16 protein-coding genes are annotated in these 16,276 nt (G+C 63.8%); 6 read left to right on the top strand and 10 right to left on the bottom strand.

The annotated features are described in order from the left end of the window. Nucleotides 1–33: 33 nt before the first annotated feature. From ACIQUG_RS16910 to hisS, 4 genes are all read right to left on the bottom strand, one after another. On the bottom strand, nt 34–741 hold the full coding sequence (locus tag ACIQUG_RS16910; protein ID WP_402323264.1) for a glutathione binding-like protein: 708 nt from the start codon (nt 739–741) through the stop codon (nt 34–36). Nucleotides 742–888: 147 nt separating this feature from the next. Continuing rightward, entirely contained in the window at nt 889–1,584 is a 696-nt protein-coding gene (gene hisG / locus ACIQUG_RS16915; RefSeq protein WP_043618363.1) for an ATP phosphoribosyltransferase, read from the bottom strand. Continuing rightward, nucleotides 1,581–2,723, bottom strand: a complete 1,143-nt coding sequence (locus tag ACIQUG_RS16920; RefSeq protein WP_402323265.1) for an ATP phosphoribosyltransferase regulatory subunit — start codon at nt 2,721–2,723, stop codon at nt 1,581–1,583. Before ACIQUG_RS16920 ends, hisG begins: the two co-directional genes overlap by 4 nt. A 5-nt stretch (nt 2,724–2,728) precedes the next feature. Further along, nucleotides 2,729–4,240, bottom strand: coding sequence for a histidine--tRNA ligase (gene hisS, locus ACIQUG_RS16925; protein WP_402323266.1), 1,512 nt, complete (start codon nt 4,238–4,240; stop codon nt 2,729–2,731). 443 nt (nt 4,241–4,683) lie between these two features. Between hisS and ACIQUG_RS16930 the strand changes: the two genes are divergently transcribed. Then, a complete protein-coding gene (locus ACIQUG_RS16930) occupies nt 4,684–5,112 on the top strand; it encodes a hypothetical protein (protein ID WP_402323267.1) in 429 nt (142 codons plus the stop codon). 108 nt (nt 5,113–5,220) lie between these two features. Further along, entirely contained in the window at nt 5,221–5,607 is a 387-nt protein-coding gene (locus ACIQUG_RS16935; protein WP_402323268.1) for a DUF305 domain-containing protein, read from the top strand. Between the two features lie 60 nt (nt 5,608–5,667). Here the strand turns inward: ACIQUG_RS16935 and ACIQUG_RS16940 are convergent, their stop codons facing one another. Further along, nucleotides 5,668–6,312: a DNA-3-methyladenine glycosylase I gene (locus ACIQUG_RS16940; protein ID WP_402323269.1), complete on the bottom strand. Its 645-nt coding sequence runs from the start codon at nt 6,310–6,312 to the stop codon at nt 5,668–5,670. Nucleotides 6,313–6,567: 255 nt separating this feature from the next. Between ACIQUG_RS16940 and ACIQUG_RS16945 the strand changes: the two genes are divergently transcribed. Both ACIQUG_RS16945 and ACIQUG_RS16950 read left to right on the top strand, forming a co-directional pair. After that, the gene (locus ACIQUG_RS16945; protein ID WP_043618346.1) at nt 6,568–7,341 is read left to right on the top strand and encodes a L,D-transpeptidase; all 774 of its coding nucleotides are present in this window, start codon (nt 6,568–6,570) and stop codon (nt 7,339–7,341) included. Nucleotides 7,342–7,532: 191 nt separating this feature from the next. Beyond that, a complete protein-coding gene (locus tag ACIQUG_RS16950; RefSeq protein ID WP_192447699.1) occupies nt 7,533–8,228 on the top strand; it encodes a L,D-transpeptidase in 696 nt (231 codons plus the stop codon). Between the two features lie 62 nt (nt 8,229–8,290). On the opposite strand, the gene glcF is transcribed toward ACIQUG_RS16950, so the two are convergent. From glcF to ACIQUG_RS16970, 4 genes are all read right to left on the bottom strand, one after another. After that, entirely contained in the window at nt 8,291–9,586 is a 1,296-nt protein-coding gene (gene glcF, locus ACIQUG_RS16955) for a glycolate oxidase subunit GlcF (RefSeq protein WP_402323735.1), read from the bottom strand. A gap of 111 nt (nt 9,587–9,697) precedes the next feature. Continuing rightward, nucleotides 9,698–10,078, bottom strand: a complete 381-nt coding sequence (locus ACIQUG_RS16960) for a membrane protein (RefSeq protein ID WP_043618337.1) — start codon at nt 10,076–10,078, stop codon at nt 9,698–9,700. 31 nt (nt 10,079–10,109) lie between these two features. Continuing rightward, nucleotides 10,110–11,321, bottom strand: coding sequence for a glycolate oxidase subunit GlcE (gene glcE / locus ACIQUG_RS16965; RefSeq protein ID WP_402323270.1), 1,212 nt, complete (start codon nt 11,319–11,321; stop codon nt 10,110–10,112). After that, nucleotides 11,318–12,757 (bottom strand): FAD-linked oxidase C-terminal domain-containing protein, encoded by a 1,440-nt coding sequence (locus tag ACIQUG_RS16970; protein WP_402323271.1) that lies wholly within the window; start codon nt 12,755–12,757, stop codon nt 11,318–11,320. The genes glcE and ACIQUG_RS16970 overlap by 4 nt, the downstream gene beginning before the upstream one ends. A gap of 106 nt (nt 12,758–12,863) precedes the next feature. Between ACIQUG_RS16970 and ACIQUG_RS16975 the strand changes: the two genes are divergently transcribed. Next, nucleotides 12,864–13,760 (top strand): LysR family transcriptional regulator, encoded by an 897-nt coding sequence (locus tag ACIQUG_RS16975; protein WP_043618328.1) that lies wholly within the window; start codon nt 12,864–12,866, stop codon nt 13,758–13,760. 124 nt (nt 13,761–13,884) lie between these two features. On the opposite strand, the gene ACIQUG_RS16980 is transcribed toward ACIQUG_RS16975, so the two are convergent. Continuing rightward, the gene (locus ACIQUG_RS16980; RefSeq protein ID WP_402323272.1) at nt 13,885–15,159 is read right to left on the bottom strand and encodes a DUF3422 family protein; all 1,275 of its coding nucleotides are present in this window, start codon (nt 15,157–15,159) and stop codon (nt 13,885–13,887) included. A 287-nt stretch (nt 15,160–15,446) separates the two neighbouring features. Between ACIQUG_RS16980 and ACIQUG_RS16985 the strand changes: the two genes are divergently transcribed. Next, nucleotides 15,447–16,235: a FadR/GntR family transcriptional regulator gene (locus tag ACIQUG_RS16985; protein WP_082006058.1), complete on the top strand. Its 789-nt coding sequence runs from the start codon at nt 15,447–15,449 to the stop codon at nt 16,233–16,235. Nucleotides 16,236–16,276 lie beyond the last annotated feature (41 nt).

Below are 16,276 nucleotides of genomic sequence, written 5' to 3' on the forward strand. Positions count from 1 at the left end.
CTTCGTCAACTCTGGCACAGGCCACGCCGTTTGCTATTCCTTGCGCGGCACATCCATGCCCTTTTGAGCCGCCGGGCGCGACAGGCCGCGCTCCACCCAGGCCATCACCTTCGGGAAGCTCTTGTAATCCAGAACCTCGGCGCCGCCATAGAATCTGCGCGCGCCCTCGACCCAGGGGTAGGTGGCAATGTCGGCGATCGTGTAGTCGTCGCCCATCAGCCATTGCCGCCCTTCAAGTCGGGCTTCGAGCACGCCGAGCAGCCGCTTGGCTTCGTCACGGTAGCGCTCGACGGGGTAGGAATTGTTGGCGACCTTGTCGGCGGCGAACTTGAAGAAGTGACCGAACTGACCGAGCATCGGGCCGACGCCGCCCATCTGGAACATCACCCAGGCGATCGTTTCGTAACGGCCGGCCGCGTCAGCAGGCAGCAGCTTGCCGGTCTTTTCCGCGAGATAGATGAGGATCGCGCCGGACTCGAACAGCCCAATCGGCTTTCCATCCGGGCCGTTGGGATCGATGATCGCCGGGATGCGGCCGTTGGGGTTGAGCGAGACGAACTCGGGCGACTTCTGGTCGTTGGTATCGAAGGCGATGCGGTGCGGCTCGTAGGGCAGGCCCAACTCTTCGAGCGCGATCGAAACCTTCACGCCGTTCGGCGTCGGCAGCGAATAGAGCTGGATGATGTCAGGGTTTTTCGCCGGCCAACGCTTGGTGATCGGAAAGGCGGACAGATCGGCCATGAAGGTCTCCTGGAACGGAACAGCGGGAAACGGCAGGAACGCCGCGCGCAGGACTTACATAGGAGTGGAGGGCGCGCCTTTTGAGGGCCCTACTTTATTTTTGTAACCGGCGGGCTCTTGAGATCCCGCCCTACCCCGTTTGCAGCGTCAAAGCACGCTACGAACGGCCGCGATAATCCGTGCCACGACCGGATCGCCGTCGTGGGCGGCCTTGCGCGCCCGAACGAGGCAAGCCTCTGAGCGCAGGATCACGCCGTCCGTCAGGATCTTCAGGTGGTTTGCCTTCAGCGTCGAACCGGTCGAGGTGATGTCGACGATGATGTCGGCCGAACCGGAGGCCGGCGCACCTTCGGTGGCGCCAAGGCTCTCGACGATGCGGTAGAGCTGGATGCCGTGGCTGCCCGAGAAATGGTTCTGCGTCAGTCGCCAATATTTCGTGGCGATCGCCAGACGCCGGCCGTGGCGGGCGCGGAAATCGGCGGCCACGTCACCGAGGTCGGCCATGGTGTCGACGTCGTACCAGACCTCAGGGACTGCGACGACAACGTCGGCATGACCAAAGCCCAGACGGGCGCAGAATTCGACGCGCGCGTCGGCGTTGGCAAGCCCCTCGCGCACGAGGTCTTCGCCGGTCACGCCGAAATCGATCGAGCCGTTGCCGAGTTCGCGCGAGATTTCCGACGCCGAAAGGAACGCAATCTCAACGTCGTCGGCGCCTTCGACGCGGCCGCGATAGGAGCGGTCGTTACCGACGGCAACGATCTTCAGGCCGGCGCGTTCGAAGATCGCCGAGGCGTCATCCTTCATCCGTCCCTTGGACGGCAGCGCGATGGTGATGGTCATTGAGCGCCTCCTTCAGAGGCAATCGCCTTTTCGATGCGGTCGAGCCAGAGCGAGAAGCCAACGGCCGGGATGTGCTCGCGGGCGCCGAGCAGGGTCAGCAGCCGGTCGAAGCGGCCACCGCCGGCAAGAACGGCATGCGTGCCGGCAAGCTCGACCTCGAAAACAAGGCCAGTGTAGTAGTCGAGCGGGCGACCGAAGGCCGCGCGATAGCGAATGGCGCCGATGTCGGCACCGGTCCTGGAAAGTGCTGACACACGGGCATCGAAGCGGGTGAGCGCATCGTCGATCTTGAGGCTGGATTTCTGCGCGAAAGCGAAGAGTGCGGCCGGCGCATCGGCAAGCGGCACGTCGAGCGCCAGGAACGCAGCGACATGGTCCAACGTCTTGCGGTCGAGCCGCGTGTTCGCCAGCTCCATCTTTTCCTTCAGCCGGCGCGCGATGTCCTCCGGCGAGCGGCTGGCATTGGTCGAATAGCCGGTCGCTTCCATCGTTGCGGCAACATGCGCGACGAGACGCTCCTCGTCCTCGAGCAGACCGTCCATCGACAGCCGCACCACTTCGGGACCGAAGACGCCGACGGTCCGCGGATGGGCAAGCTCGGTCAGAAGCTTCTGCAGGTGCTTCTGGTCGCCGAAGGCGTGGATCAGCCGCTTCTGCCAGCCGGCCGGCAGGCCACAGGCGCCGACGACGGCTTCAAACACCGCCTGGTCGCCAAGCGTCACGCTGAGGGACCGTCCCGGCACCCGGTTGGCGACGATGCGCATGGCGTCAGAGACGGCGCGCGCATCGGCTGCCGCCGTGTCGGTATCGCCCAGATCCTCGATGCCGGCCTGGTAGAATTCGTTGCCGCCTTCGCGGCGCTGGCGGAAGACCTCGCCGAGATAGGCATAGCGCTTCGGCGTTCCGGTGACCGCCTCGATATGGCGGAGACAGACGGGGATGGTGAATTCCGGCCGCAGGCACAGGCTCTCGCCGGTCTCGCTCTCGGTCATGAAGATACGGCGGCGCAGATCCTCGCCGGCCATGGCGAGGAAAGGCTCGGCCGGCTGGATCACCGGGGTGTCGACGCGCAGCGTGCCGAGGCTTTCGAAGTCGGCAAGCAGCGCATCGGCAAAAGCAGGCAGATTGATGAGGGCCATGACCGTCAGCCCCTTGCCCGATCCTCGGCCTGCGCCGCCAGCATCTCGCGCACCTTCTCGACCAGTTCGGCCGTCGGCACGGAAACCTGGGCCACGCGCGCCTCGCGCCAGGCCGCATTGTCCTCGATCTCACCGGACAGGCGCTTGCCCTCGATCAGATCCTTGATCTGCACGACACCGGCGGCGCGCTCGTCGCCGCCCTGGATGATGGCAAGCGGCGAGCCACGGCGGTCGGCATATTTCAGCTGGTCGCCAAAGTTCTTCTTGTTGCCCTGGTACATTTCGGCGCGGATGCCGGCATGGCGTAACTGCTGCACGAAGCGCTGATAGTGGCCCATCGCCTCGATGTCGCGGTCCATGACACAGACGACCACAGGCGCGAGCACGTCAGATGCACCGAGCTTGCCGAGGTTCTTCAGCGCCGTCATCAGGCGGGAAACACCGATCGAGAAGCCGGTTGCCGGTACGGGCTGGCCCATGAAGCGCGACACGAGGCCGTCGTAACGACCGCCACCGCCGACCGAGCCGAAGACGACCTTCTCGCCCTTCTCGTTGGTGACGGCAAACTGCAGCTCGGCCTCGAAGACCGGGCCGGTGTAATATTCGAGACCGCGCACGACCGAGGGGTCGATCTTGATACGGTCGGCCTCATAGCCGGCACTGACGACCAGGCTGCGGATCGTGTTGAGTTCCTGGACGCCCTCGCCTCCCTTGGCGGTGCCTGAAACGAGCGCTGCCAGTTCGTCTGCGCTTTCGGCATAATTCTGGATACCGACGAAGAACAGCACCTTGTCGATCTGCTCGCCATTGAGGCCAGCACCCTTGGTGAAGTCGCCGCTCTCATCCTTGCGGCCTTCGCCGAGCAGGAGCCTGACACCTTCGGGGCCGAACTTGTCGAGCTTGTCGATGGCGCGAAGAACTGTAAGGCGCGCATTCACCTTGTCGTCGCCGCCAAGGCCGATCGCTTCCATGACGCCGTCGAGTACCTTGCGGTTGTTGACGCGGATCACGTAGTCGCCACGCGCAATGCCGAGGGCTTCCATGGTGTCGGCCATCATCATGCACATTTCGGCATCCGCCTGGACGCCGGCGGCACCGACGGTGTCGGCATCGAACTGCATGAACTGGCGGAAGCGGCCGGGACCGGGCTTCTCGTTGCGGAAGACGTAACCGGCACGGTAGGTGCGGAACGGCAGCTGGATTTCGTTGAAATTCTCGGCGACGTGACGCGCAAGCGGCGCCGTCAGGTCGTAGCGCAGCGACAGCCACTGGTCGTCGTCGTCGGTCAGCGAGAACACGCCTTCGTTCGGCCGGTCGCTGTCGGGCAGGAACTTGCCGAGCGCATCGGTATATTCGAACAGCGGCGTTTCGACCGGATCGAAACCATAATGCTCGTAGACCGCCCTGATCTTGCCGATCATTTCGTCGGTCGCGCGGATATCGGCAGCGGAGCGATCGACGAAGCCGCGCGGAAGACGCGCCTTGAGCTTCTGCGGTTTCTTCTGTTTCTCGGTCATGGGAGCATTCCGGACTGTCACGTGTTGGCTGCTTTCCCTATCGGATCAGTCGAGGTGCGGCAAGGCTTTGCACCGCGCAAAGCGTTCGCCCGGACGATACGCCGGCGCTTTGCGCCCAAGCCAGGCAGGCACGGGTCGGCTTCGCATCATCGGGATCGACACGCACCATCGCGACGCGCCGGGGAGGACTTGACCTCAACCACAAGGCGCATTAGACAGCATGCAATCACTAAAAGTTTATCGCGCGACCGATCGACGACGTTCCGGCTGCACCGGTGATCGGCTATCTTCTCGGCCAAGGGCCGAGTACCCACAAACGACTTCTCGCTGCAATGACTGCATCGGGGAAACACTTCAATGGCAAACAACGCATCGAAGCGCCTTGCGGCAATGGCGGTCTCCGGCACGAGACATCACGTCCGCGCGGCGGGAGGAAGGGCATCATGTTGAGGTTCATGACACCTGGCTCGGGAGCCATCCAACCCGGGCATCTCGGGGCGCATATGGCCTGGATGGACCACCTCGATGAAAGCGACTATTTCGTCGAGACATGGCGCTGCGATCTGGCCAGCGGCGTCTTTCACCTCGGCCAGCGAACCGCCTCGCTGCTCGGCGCTTCCACCCGCTCCTGCGGCATCGTCGACCTGGTGCGCGCCTGTGGCGGCCGGGATCGCGCGACCGTGCTCAACATCCTCGAGCAGGCAACCGCGTCGCCGTCTTCATTCTGCTTCACGGCACTCGTGCGCTTGCCAAATCTGAAGGCGGCACAGCTCTTCTGCGTCGGCCGATCGTCGCTCGACGCGTCCACCGGTGAAAACACACTGCAGGGCATTTTCGCGTTTCCACGCGAGCGCCCGGCGCTTGACGCCTGAACGGACGGGTTGAAACTGCAGACACCCCTTCCCTAGATTGATGGAGTGCCAGGATGCCGGCCACGGCCGGTCTCTTGGCGCGGGACATCAGATAAGGAAGGAAACACCATGTCGCTGAAACCGCTGATAGCCGCCTTCGCGCTTTCCGCCTGCCTCGGCTTTCCCGCGCTGGCCGAGGAGTCCGGACACGGCAACATGCATCATGGCGCGACCGAAGCCGCGGCGCCGAAGGGCGACAGTTCGCCTTCGAGCAAGGCCTTCGCCGAAGCCAATGCCCGCATGCACAAGGACATGGACATCACCTATACCGGCAAGGCGGATGTCGACTTCGTGCGCGGCATGATCGCCCATCACCAAGGTGCGATCGACATGGCGAAGGTCGAACTCGCATACGGCAAGGACGAAACGCTGCGCAAGCTCGCCGAAGAGGTCATCAAGGCGCAGGAAGGCGAGATCAAGACGATGAAGGCGTGGCTCGCCAAAAACGACGGCTGATCCCGCAATCCCACTGTCATCGGCAAAAAACCGTCGCCAGACGGACGACGGGCGCACGCGTCAGGCGACGCGGGCCCGGGGCCTTGCAAGCTTGCCGCGCAGCTCCTCGACGACTGTGCGGCAATGGCAGCCTTCGATGTGGTCGTTGACGAGGCCCATGGCCTGCATGAAGGCGTAGATCGTCGTCGGGCCGACGAAGGTCCAGCCGCGCTTCTTCAAATCCTTGGAGATGCGGGTCGAGGTCGGAGTCGTCGGATTGGCGACGATCGCCTCATAGGTCACCACCTGCGGACGCTCGGCCGCCTGCGGCTCGAACGACCAGAAATAAGCCGCCAGCGAACCGAACTCCTGCCTCAGCTCCTGGGCGCGGCGCGCATTGTTGATGGTCGAGACGATCTTGCCGCGATGACGCACGATGCCGGTATCGGCAAGGCAACGCTCGATTTCGGCGTCGCCGAAGGTTGCGACCGCGTCGAAATCGAAACCGGCAAAGGCGGCGCGAAACGCCTCGCGCTTGCGCAGGATCGTCAGCCATGACAGGCCGGACTGGAAACCTTCCAGGCAGATTTTCTCGAACAGGCGGCGGTCGTCGGTGACCGGGCGCCCCCATTCCTCGTCATGGTAGCGACGATAATCGTCGAGATTGCCCTGCCAGGCGCAACGCAGAAATCCGTCCTCACCGATCACAACGCCCTTGGCCGTCATCGCCCTCTTTGCTCCATCCTGCTCATTTTTATGCCTTTACCATTTGCAAACCAGATTCCTAAAGCCGCGGATAACCCTACCCAAAGCTTTATCGGCGCCTTCGCCTTTTAACGAGGCACCGTTTACCATTCGGTCGCCCTCCAAATGACACGATCGCCCCCATTGCCAAGGCGCGACCCGTCCGTTCGAGCATTCCGCTCTCGGTCAGACTGCGCCCCCTTTGTGATTTTCGGCGAAAGGTAGCGAGTCCGTCCGATGTTGAAAAAGTCTCTTCTTATAGCCGCCTCTCTTCTGACCCTGGTGGCCGGCCCGGCCGCAGCACAGGACCGGTATCAGAACAGGCCGCCTGTCGTCGTCAGCCCTGATCTTACCGCCCCCTGGGTGATGCAGCTCGGCGGGCAGCAGCCCCGGGCGCGGCAGGTGATCTACCGGCAGCAGATTCCGCAGGCCACCCGAAAACAATACTATCAGCAGGGACAGGCGGCGCAGCCGCAGGTCAAGCGCCGCGTCGTCAATCCGCTGCTTCAGCCGGCCAACGCCACTCGCGCCCAGCGGCCGGTGAAATCGAAGTTCGACCCGCAGTACCTGCCACAGACGGTCGCCTATGAGAGCAAGGAAAAGCCGGGCACGATCGTCATCGATACCAACAACCGCTTCCTCTATCTGGTGACCGGCAACGGCGAGGCACGGCGCTACGGCGTCGGTGTCGGCAAGCCTGGCTTCGAATGGGCGGGCGCCCACAAGGTCACCCGCAAGGCGGAATGGCCGAGCTGGACGCCGCCGCAGGAGATGATTTCCCGCGAAGCCGCCAAGGGCCACTACCTGCCGGCGCGCATGGACGGCGGTCCGGAGAATCCGCTCGGCGCCCGCGCCATGTATCTCGGCTCGACGCTCTACCGCATCCACGGCACCAACGCGCCCTGGACGATCGGCTATGCCGTTTCCTCCGGCTGCATCCGCATGCGTAACGAAGACGTCGTCGACCTTTACGAGCGCGTGAAAGTCGGCACGAAGGTTATCGTCATTTAATTGCAGCACAGCATAGAATATTCCCCTCTCCTCACCCGTGTTGCTGTTGCCGATGCGTGATATTCAGGCAACAGCGGCATGAGGACAGGCAAGTTTTGTGATCACGTTTGATCTACCGGATGTATCACACGCTTGAACTTCGATGCATTTTGCATAGCCTGCCTGCAACGAGGGTTTAGAGGGAATCGTAAATGAAGCGTCATGCCAGCAAAGTGGTCGCAATCGCGATTGCGACCAGCACTATTCTTGTGGCCGCCAGCGCCTCGGCTTTCACGCCGGCGCCCGTAGCGGGCCCCAAGGTCAAGTCGTCAGACGTTGTACTCGTGGCCACTCCGAAGAAGCCGGCAAAACAATACTGGCGCACCAAGGTTCGCTTCCGCACCGACGAAGCCCCCGGCACCATCATCGTCGATACCAACAACAAGTTCCTCTATTACATCGACGGCCCGAACCGCGCGACGCGCTATGGCATCGGCGTCGGCCGTGACGGCTTCGGCTGGTCGGGTGTGGTGAAGGTTGGCCGCAAGGCCGAATGGCCGACCTGGACGCCGCCGGCGGAAATGCGCCGCCGCGAAGCCGCCAAGGGCCGCATTCTGCCGATCACCCAGGAAGGCGGCATCGACAACCCGCTCGGCGCCCGCGCCATGTATCTCTACAAGGGCGGCCGCGACACGATCTTCCGTATCCACGGCACCAACCAGCCCTGGACCATCGGCCAGAACATGTCGTCCGGCTGCATCCGCATGATGAACGAGGACGTGGAGCATCTCTACGACCGCGCCGACGTCGGCACCAAGGTCATCGTCATCGGCCCCGGCAGCAAGGCCGGCGACACCTATTTCGACGATCGCGGCGTCGATATCTTCCGCCAGATCTTTGGCGGCTGAGAACGCCGAGACATCCACCAAAAAAAGGCCGGCTCCCGAAAGGTGCCGGCTTTTTCTTTGTCTCAGAGCCCTTGAGGCTTCGCCCCGCCATAGGCCCAGTCGAGCAATTCGACCGTATGCAGGATGGGAATTTTGGTGCCGCTGGCGATCTGGGTGATGCAACCGATGTTGCCGGTCGCAATTGCGTCCGGCTTCGTCGCCTCGATATTCTTGACCTTGCGCGCCTTCAGCTTTGCCGAGATTTCCGGCTGCAGGATGTTGTAGGTCCCGGCCGAACCGCAACAGAGATGGCCCTCGGCCGGATCGCGCACGGCGAAACCGGCGCGCTTCAGAAGCTGCTTCGGCGCAAGCGTGATCTTCTGCCCGTGCTGCATCGAGCAGGCGGAATGATAGGTGAGCGTCATGCCGCGCGCCTCCTGTTCCGGTAGGTCGAGGGTCGCCAGGTATTCGGTAATGTCTTTCGCCAGTGCCGAGACCCGAGCGGCCTTCTCAGCATAGGCAAGATCGAGCCGCAGCATGTGGCCGTAGTCCTTGATCGTCGTTCCACAGCCCGAAGCTGTGATGACGATGGCATCGAGCCCGCCCTCGTCGGCGACCTTAAGCCAGGCATCGACATTGCGGCGCGCGGCATCGAGCGCCTGGTTTTCCCGCCCCATGTGATGCACCAGCGCGCCGCAGCAACCTTCGCCGGCCGAAACGACCACCTCGATGCCGAACCGCGTCAGCAGCCTGATCGTCGCCTCGTTGATCTCCGGTTTCAGCACCGGCTGGGCGCAGCCGGACAGAAGCGCCACGCGGCCGACACGCTTGTCGTTGGGTGCATGAACGCCGGGCGTCGCCGATGCCGAGGGCTCCGGCACGGCCGCCGGCGCCAGGTCGAGCATCACCCCGAAGGTCTTCAGGAAGGCTACACGCTTCATCAGGCCGGCGAGCGGCCGGGCGAGGCCGGCCGCCTTCAGCGACAGCCGGAAGCGCTGGGGATAGGGCAGCACGGCCGCGAGCACGGAACGCGCCAGCCGATCCTTGAACGGACGGCGATAGGTGTTTTCGATATGCACGCGCGCATGATCGACGAGGTGCATGTAGTCGACGCCGGAGGGACAGGTGGTGGTGCAGGCAAGGCAAGACAGACAGCGGTCGATATGGGTGACCGTTTCCTTGTCGGCCGCCCGGCCGTTTTCCAGCATGTCCTTGATCAGATAGATGCGCCCACGCGGGCTATCGAGCTCGTCGCCGAGCGTCACATAGGTCGGACAGGTCGCGGTGCAGAAGCCGCAATGCACGCACTTGCGCAGAATGGCCTCGGATTCGGCCACGTGCGGATCGGCGAGCTGCGCGGCGGTAAAATTGGTCTGCAAGTGCGAACTCCACTCTTCGTCCTGCGGAACCGGGCGCTTGGCGCCGCGGTCGATTGCAACTTTCTGTTTTCGGCTTCCGTCGACCTTGCCGGCCTCCGGTTGCATGCCGGCCTAGACCATCCAGCCCTCGGGATTGGTGATCGGTTCCTCACGCGCGGCCCTTTGCAGGCCGACGACGCAGCGCACGACGATCCAGACGGCGGTGGCGATGAAGCCGAGGATGCCGACAAGCACCACCGTCAGCAACAACGAGATCAACAGGAACAGCAGCGATATCCAGAAGGTCCGGATGGCCCAGACATAGTGTGTCTGGACCCAGGGCGCGCCCTTGCCGCGGTTGAGATAGGCCATGACGACGCCGATGATCGGCGTGATGCCCACCGCAAACCCGACGAGATAGAGGACATAGATCACCTGAACATTGATCTTGCCCGGCTCCAGCCAGCGATCGGTCTCCCGGGAGAACGGTGTCTGCGGACCATTATCGCTCATGTTTGTCCCTCCTGCTCCCTCTCGCGGACGCTTAGGAAATTGCTGCCATACGGCCGGGATTGAAGATGCGGTGCGGGTCGAACTTCGCGCGCACGCGCTCGCTCAACTGTCCCACGGGCAAGGGCTGCGGTTCAAACGATGGAATGGCCTGGCGGTAACTATCATCGGCCCTGACGAGGGTCGCGTGGCCGCCACCGAGAACCTTGATGTAGCGGCGCACCAGTTCCGCTTCCGGATCGGCCTCCATGCGCAACCACACGAGACCGCCCTGCCAGTCGTAGAAGGCGTCGACGCCCGTCTGCAGCCGCAGGGCTGCCACCAGCTGATGGCCGAGCGACGGGGCGACGGACACGCGCCAGAGCGACCTCCTGGTACCATCGGCATAGGGTTTGACGTCGCGGATCTCGACCCAGAGCTTTGCTGTCTGCGATGCATCGAGCCGCGTCACTGCGCCGAAGCGACCGATCGCCTTCATGAGCTTCTCGGCCCTGATCGCGACAGATGCCTCCAGCCCTTCGAGCCTGAGCACGGTGGCCGCACCATCCGGAAGGCTGCCCTCCAGGAACCGTCCGCGCACGCTCTCAGGCAGATGCGCCGCGCCGGAAACCTCCGTCGTCTGCGCCATCGCCTCGGCCATGACCGCCGCAGCCTCCGCATCGTTGAGCCCGGAGACGACGATGGTCTCCGACGCAGGCGGCAGCGGCAGGACGCGGAAGGTGACTTCGGTGAGGATGCCGAGCGTGCCGTGCGAGCCGGCCAGAAGCTTGACCAGATCGAGGCCGGTGACGTTCTTCATCACCCGTCCGCCGGCCTTGATCGCCTCACCCTCGCCGTTGACGAAGCGAATGCCGAGCAGGCTGTCGCGGGCCGCACCGGCGACATAGCGCCTGGGGCCGGACACGTTGGCGGCAAAGACCCCACCGATCGTCGGCTCCCCCGAGGAGGCAAAGATCGGCCGGTGATCCATCGGTTCGAAGGCGAGCATCTGCCGGTTTTCGGCGAGCGCCTCGTCGATCTCGCGCAACGGCGTTCCGGCAAGCGCGGTGATCGTCATTTCGGCCGGGTTGTAGCTGACGATGCCGGACAAACGGCGGGTCGACAGCACCCGGTCGGCGCGCACCGGATTGCCGAGGCCGGAGCGCGTGTTGCCGCCGATCACCGCGAGCGACGCCTTGTCCGCCGCGATGGCGCGAACGACGGTCGCAATCCCCTCTTCACTGGCCGGTTCGAAATGCACGATCATGCGGCGGGACGCCCTTTAAGCGGGAAGACCTTGGACGGGTTCAGGATCCATTGCGGATCGAAGGCGGCGCGCGCCGCCATCTGCTGGTCAAGGTCAATCTGGTTGTACTGGTGCAGCATGAGATCCCGTTTTTCGATGCCGACGCCGTGTTCGCCCGTCAGGCAGCCGCCCGCATCGACGCATAGCTTCAGGATATCGTTACCGGCCGCTTCGGCGCGCGCGGCATCCTCCGGATCGTTGATGTTGTAGAGGATCAGCGGATGCATGTTGCCGTCGCCGGCGTGGAAGACATTGGCGACGCGCAGACCGTAGCTTGCAACAATCTCGCCGGTGCGGGCGAGCACATGCGACAACTGGCTGAGCGGCACGGTGCCATCCATGCAGATATAGTCAGCGATGCGGCCGGTGGCGCCGAAGGCGGATTTCCGGCCCTTCCAGATCGCGGCCGCTTCCATGGCCGACTGGCATTCCTTGATGGTCGCAACCCCGTGGCGGCGGGCAACGGCGACGATGCTTGCGAGCATAGCATCCATCTCCGGCTCGGAGCCCTCGACCTCGACGATAAGAAGCGCCTCGACATCGAGCGGGTAGCCGGCATGGGCGAAGGCTTCGCAGATCTCGATCGCCGGCTTGTCCATGAACTCGATGGCGACCGGGATGATGCCGGAACCGATGACGTCGGCGACGCAGGCGCCGGCCGCTTCCGAAGACGAGAAGCCGAAGAGCACCGGGCGGGCTCCCTCCGGCTTGGCGATCAGCCGCACCGTCGCCTCGGTGACGATGCCGAGCTGGCCTTCCGAACCGCAGACTACGCCGAGCAGATCATAGCCCGCCGCATCCAGCGCCTTGCCGCCAAGTTCGACGACGGTGCCATCGAACAGCACCATCTTCACGCCGAGCAGATTGTTGGTGGTGACGCCGTATTTCAGGCAATGGGCACCGCCGGAATTCATGCCGATATTGCCGCCGATCGTGCAGGCGAGCTGCGAGCTCGGATCCGGCGCATAGAAAAAGCCGTCAGCGGAAACCGCCTCGGAAATGTTGAGGTTGGTGACGCCCGCCTGAACGGTCGCCGTGCGGTTGAAGAGATCGACGTCGAGGATGCGCGACATCTTCGAGAGGCCGATGACGACCGCATCCTCCTGCGGGATGGCACCGCCAGAAAGCGAGGTGCCGGCGCCGCGCGGCACGACCGGAACGCCGTAACGGCTGCAGTATTTCAAAAGAGCCGCCACCTGTTCGGTGGTTTCCGGCAAGGCGACCGCCAGCGGAATGCGGCGATAGGCGATGAAGGCATCGGTCTCGAACGGCTTCAGTCCGCGCTCGTCACAGATCAGAAAGCCCTCCGGCAAGAGGTCCGAGAGGTCTGCGACAATCTCGCGGCGCCGGGCGATAACCTCCGGTTTCGGCTGCAGAAAACCGATTGTCTCCGCCATCAGCTCCTCCCGCCGCGTATCGATTGGTTCATTTTCTTTACCACTAGGACAGAGGCCTCGCAAATGCTATTGAGCTTTTCCGTTTTGGAAACAATGGCAACGATTGATGACGAATTTAGGCGATCTTGAGATTTTTGCACGGGTCGTTTCCACCGGCAGTATGTCGGCAGCGGGGCGAGCGCTGGGGTTTTCCCCAGCTGTGATCTCCAAGCGCATCAAGAGGCTCGAAGACCGGCTCGGAACGCGCCTGTTGCAGCGCACGACACGCCAGATTTCGCTGACCGAAGCCGGCCAGGGGTTTTACGACCGGGTGCTCGGCATCCTGACCGGCATCGAGGAGGCGGAAGCCTACGCCTCGGGCCGCTCGTCGCATGCGCTCGGGGTGCTGCGGATATCGGCACCCACTTCCTTCGGCCGCATGCACATCGCGCCGCATCTGACGACGTTCATGAAGGACCATCCGGACCTGAAGCTGCATATCGTGCTGACGGACGAATTCACGGACATCGTCGCGGAAGGCTTCGACATGGCGGTTCGGATCGGCGAGCTGGTGGATTCGTCGCTGGTCGCCCGCAAGCTTGCCCCCGTGCGCCGCCTGCTCTGCGCCTCGCCGGACTACATCGCCCGCAACGGCGCACCGAAAGAAATCGGCGACCTCGCCAGCCACCTCTGTCTGCCAGCGCACAACAACGACAACTGGAAACTCGAAGGGCCCGAGGGCGCGCTGGTCTGGCACCCGGAAGGGCCGCTCGTCACCAACTCCTCGGAGATTGTGCGCGCCGCCGTCATCGCCGGCGCCGGCATCGCGCTGCGCTCGACCTGGGATATCGGCCCGGAATTGCGCAGCGGCCAGCTGGTACAGGTATTGCCGCAATGGGAAGGCTCGAAGCAGCTGACGCTCTCGGCGGTCTACCCGAGCCGCCAGTTCCTGCCCGCCAAGGTGCGCCTCTTCATCGACTATCTCGCCGAACTCTATGGACCGATCCCCTACTGGGAGCAGTAGCCCTAGCAGGCTGGCTTTTTGTTTTCCGCAATTCCGGACGCAAAACCGCTGCGCACTTTTGCTGGAATTGCCCGCCTCTCGCAATTCCGGACGCAAAACCGCTGCGCACTTTTGCTGGAATTGCTTACTTGTGCTCGCTGTCCTCGTGGTGCCGCCGGATGCGGCGCACGATCAACCAGACGCCGGCGACGGCGAAGGGCACGGCAAGCCCTGTCAGCAGACCGGGATCGATCGGCAGCTCGTGGCTGACCGCCTTGGCGAGATAGCCGAACAGCCCGACGACGTAATAGGAAATGGCGGCAACCGAAAGGCCTTCGACCGTCTGCTGCAGGCGCAGCTGCAACTTGGCGCGCCGGTCCATCGAGTTCAAAAGCGCACTGTTCTGGCGCTCAAGCTCGACATCGACCCAGCTTCGAAGCAGCGCTGTTGCGCGGGCGAGCTTGCGCGACAGGTTGGCCTGGCGCTCCTCAACCGACTGACAGGTGCGCATGGCCGGCGCCAGGCGTCGTTCGAGGAAGGTGCCAATGGTCTCGTAGCCCGGCACCGGCGTTTCCGCGAGCGTGCGGATGCGTTCCTGGACGATGCCGTAATAGGCGCGGCTGGCGCCGAAGCGGTAAAGGCTGAGTGCGGCCCCGGCCTCGAGATCGGCTGCAAGCCGGGTGATCTCGGCCAGCATGTCGTCGGCCTCCTCGCGCACGTTTTCCTTCATGCGCTGGGTCACTGCCGTCAGCCCGTCCTCCGTCCGGCGGATTTCCGGCGACAGCGACTGCGCAAGCGGCAGGCCCATCATCGCCAGGGTCCGGTAGGTCTCGATATCGAGCAGACGCTGGACGAGTGCTCCGGTGCCGGCTTCCGTCATGCCGCAATCGATCACCAGGATCTGCGTCAGGCCGTCACCGTTCTGGCGGAAGTCGGTAACGATCACCGCCTGGCCGTTCTTGGTCTCGCTGTAACAGAGGCTGGTTGGGTCGAAGAGGCCGATGGCCTCGCGGGTCTCGGGCGTATCCGGCCGGATCTCCAGGCGGATGCCGGAGATCAGCGAGCCTGGCGGCGAAAACCCGTCGCCGAAGGGATGGATCGGCACCTCGCCGCCGAACTGCTCCGGCGCCGGCGCATCCCAGAAATAGGTCGAAAACTCGGTGTGACGCTCCCAACGCAACGTGCCCTGCCCCCAGGGCATGGCGTGATGGTTGGCGTCGCGCCCGGGCGGCGCGATGCCGCGGGCACGCGTAAGCTCCGACAACACCGCATGGTCGACGATCGAGCCGCCATCCGTCAGGAAGGCGAGCTGAAAGATCACCCGTGGCGTGGTCACCAGCGCGTAGGGGCGCGAATGAACCTCGCCCAAGGCGACGGCGCGCATCGGCGCCACCGGAAATGCAAAACTACCCTTTGCCATGAAGCGCCTTGTCCCCCTCACGCGTTCATCACAACTTCCTTATCAACGGAAAGAGCAAAAGAACAAAGGACGCATTGCCGCAGTTTGACTTTTGTCAGTCGCATCCCACCGGACGCAGCCAAGTGGACAATCAAATTGACCACTTTGCGCGACCTGCCTAGATTGCGGCGCTAACAGGAGGAGCGCCGAGCATCGACGTTCTTCCACCGCCCTTGCCGCATTGCAAACCGACCATTCGCGATTTCGGACGAAACCCGACCGAAATCCTCCTGGTCTGGAGACCAGACGTGACCGAAGACCAGATCGACCTTTTCGCCCGTATCAGCCACAGCCGCACGGCGGACGAGGTCGTGCAGCAAATCGAACTTCTGATCCTCGAGGGCGTGTTGCGCGACGGCGACCGCTTGCCCGGCGAGCGGGAACTCTCCAAGCGCTTCGACGTCTCACGGCCGATCCTGCGCGAGGCGCTGAAGGAACTGGAGGGGCGCGGCCTCGTTGAAAGCCGTCACGGCGGCGGCACCTTCGTCGCCGACGTCGTCGGGCAGATCTTTTCCAGGCCACTGATCGATCTCATCGCGCGCCATCACAAGGCGACCCAGGACTACCTCGAATACCGGCGCGAGCTCGAAGGCCTGACCGCGGAACTGGCGGCGACGCGCGCGACCGATTACGACCGGGACATCCTGACACGGATCATCGAGCGCATGCGAAAGGCGCACGCCGCCGGCGATTTCGATGCCGAACTCGAAGCCGACATCGAACTGCATCAGGCGATCGGCGAAAGCGCCCACAACATCATTCTCCTGCACACGCTGCGCGCCTGCTACCGACTGCTGCAGCAAGGCATCTTCTTCCATCGCAATTCGGTGTTCGATGCGCCGGGCGCGCGCGACCGGCTTCTCGTGCAGCACGAAGCGATCTACGAGGCGATCATGGCAAGGGATCCGGCGAAGGCGAAAGCCGCCTCGCAAAGCCATATCGACTTCGTCGCCGCCGCCACCCGCGAGGCGGAACGCACCGGAGAATGGAACCGTATCGCCCGGCTGCGCATGCAGCAGCGCGACCGCGCGAACTGACGGCCCGGCCCTAGGCTCTACCCCGCAGCCGCCTCCCCCGG

Source organism: Ensifer sp. NPDC090286 (genome assembly GCF_044769565.1).
In the GTDB taxonomy this organism is placed as follows: domain Bacteria; phylum Pseudomonadota; class Alphaproteobacteria; order Rhizobiales; family Rhizobiaceae; genus Ensifer.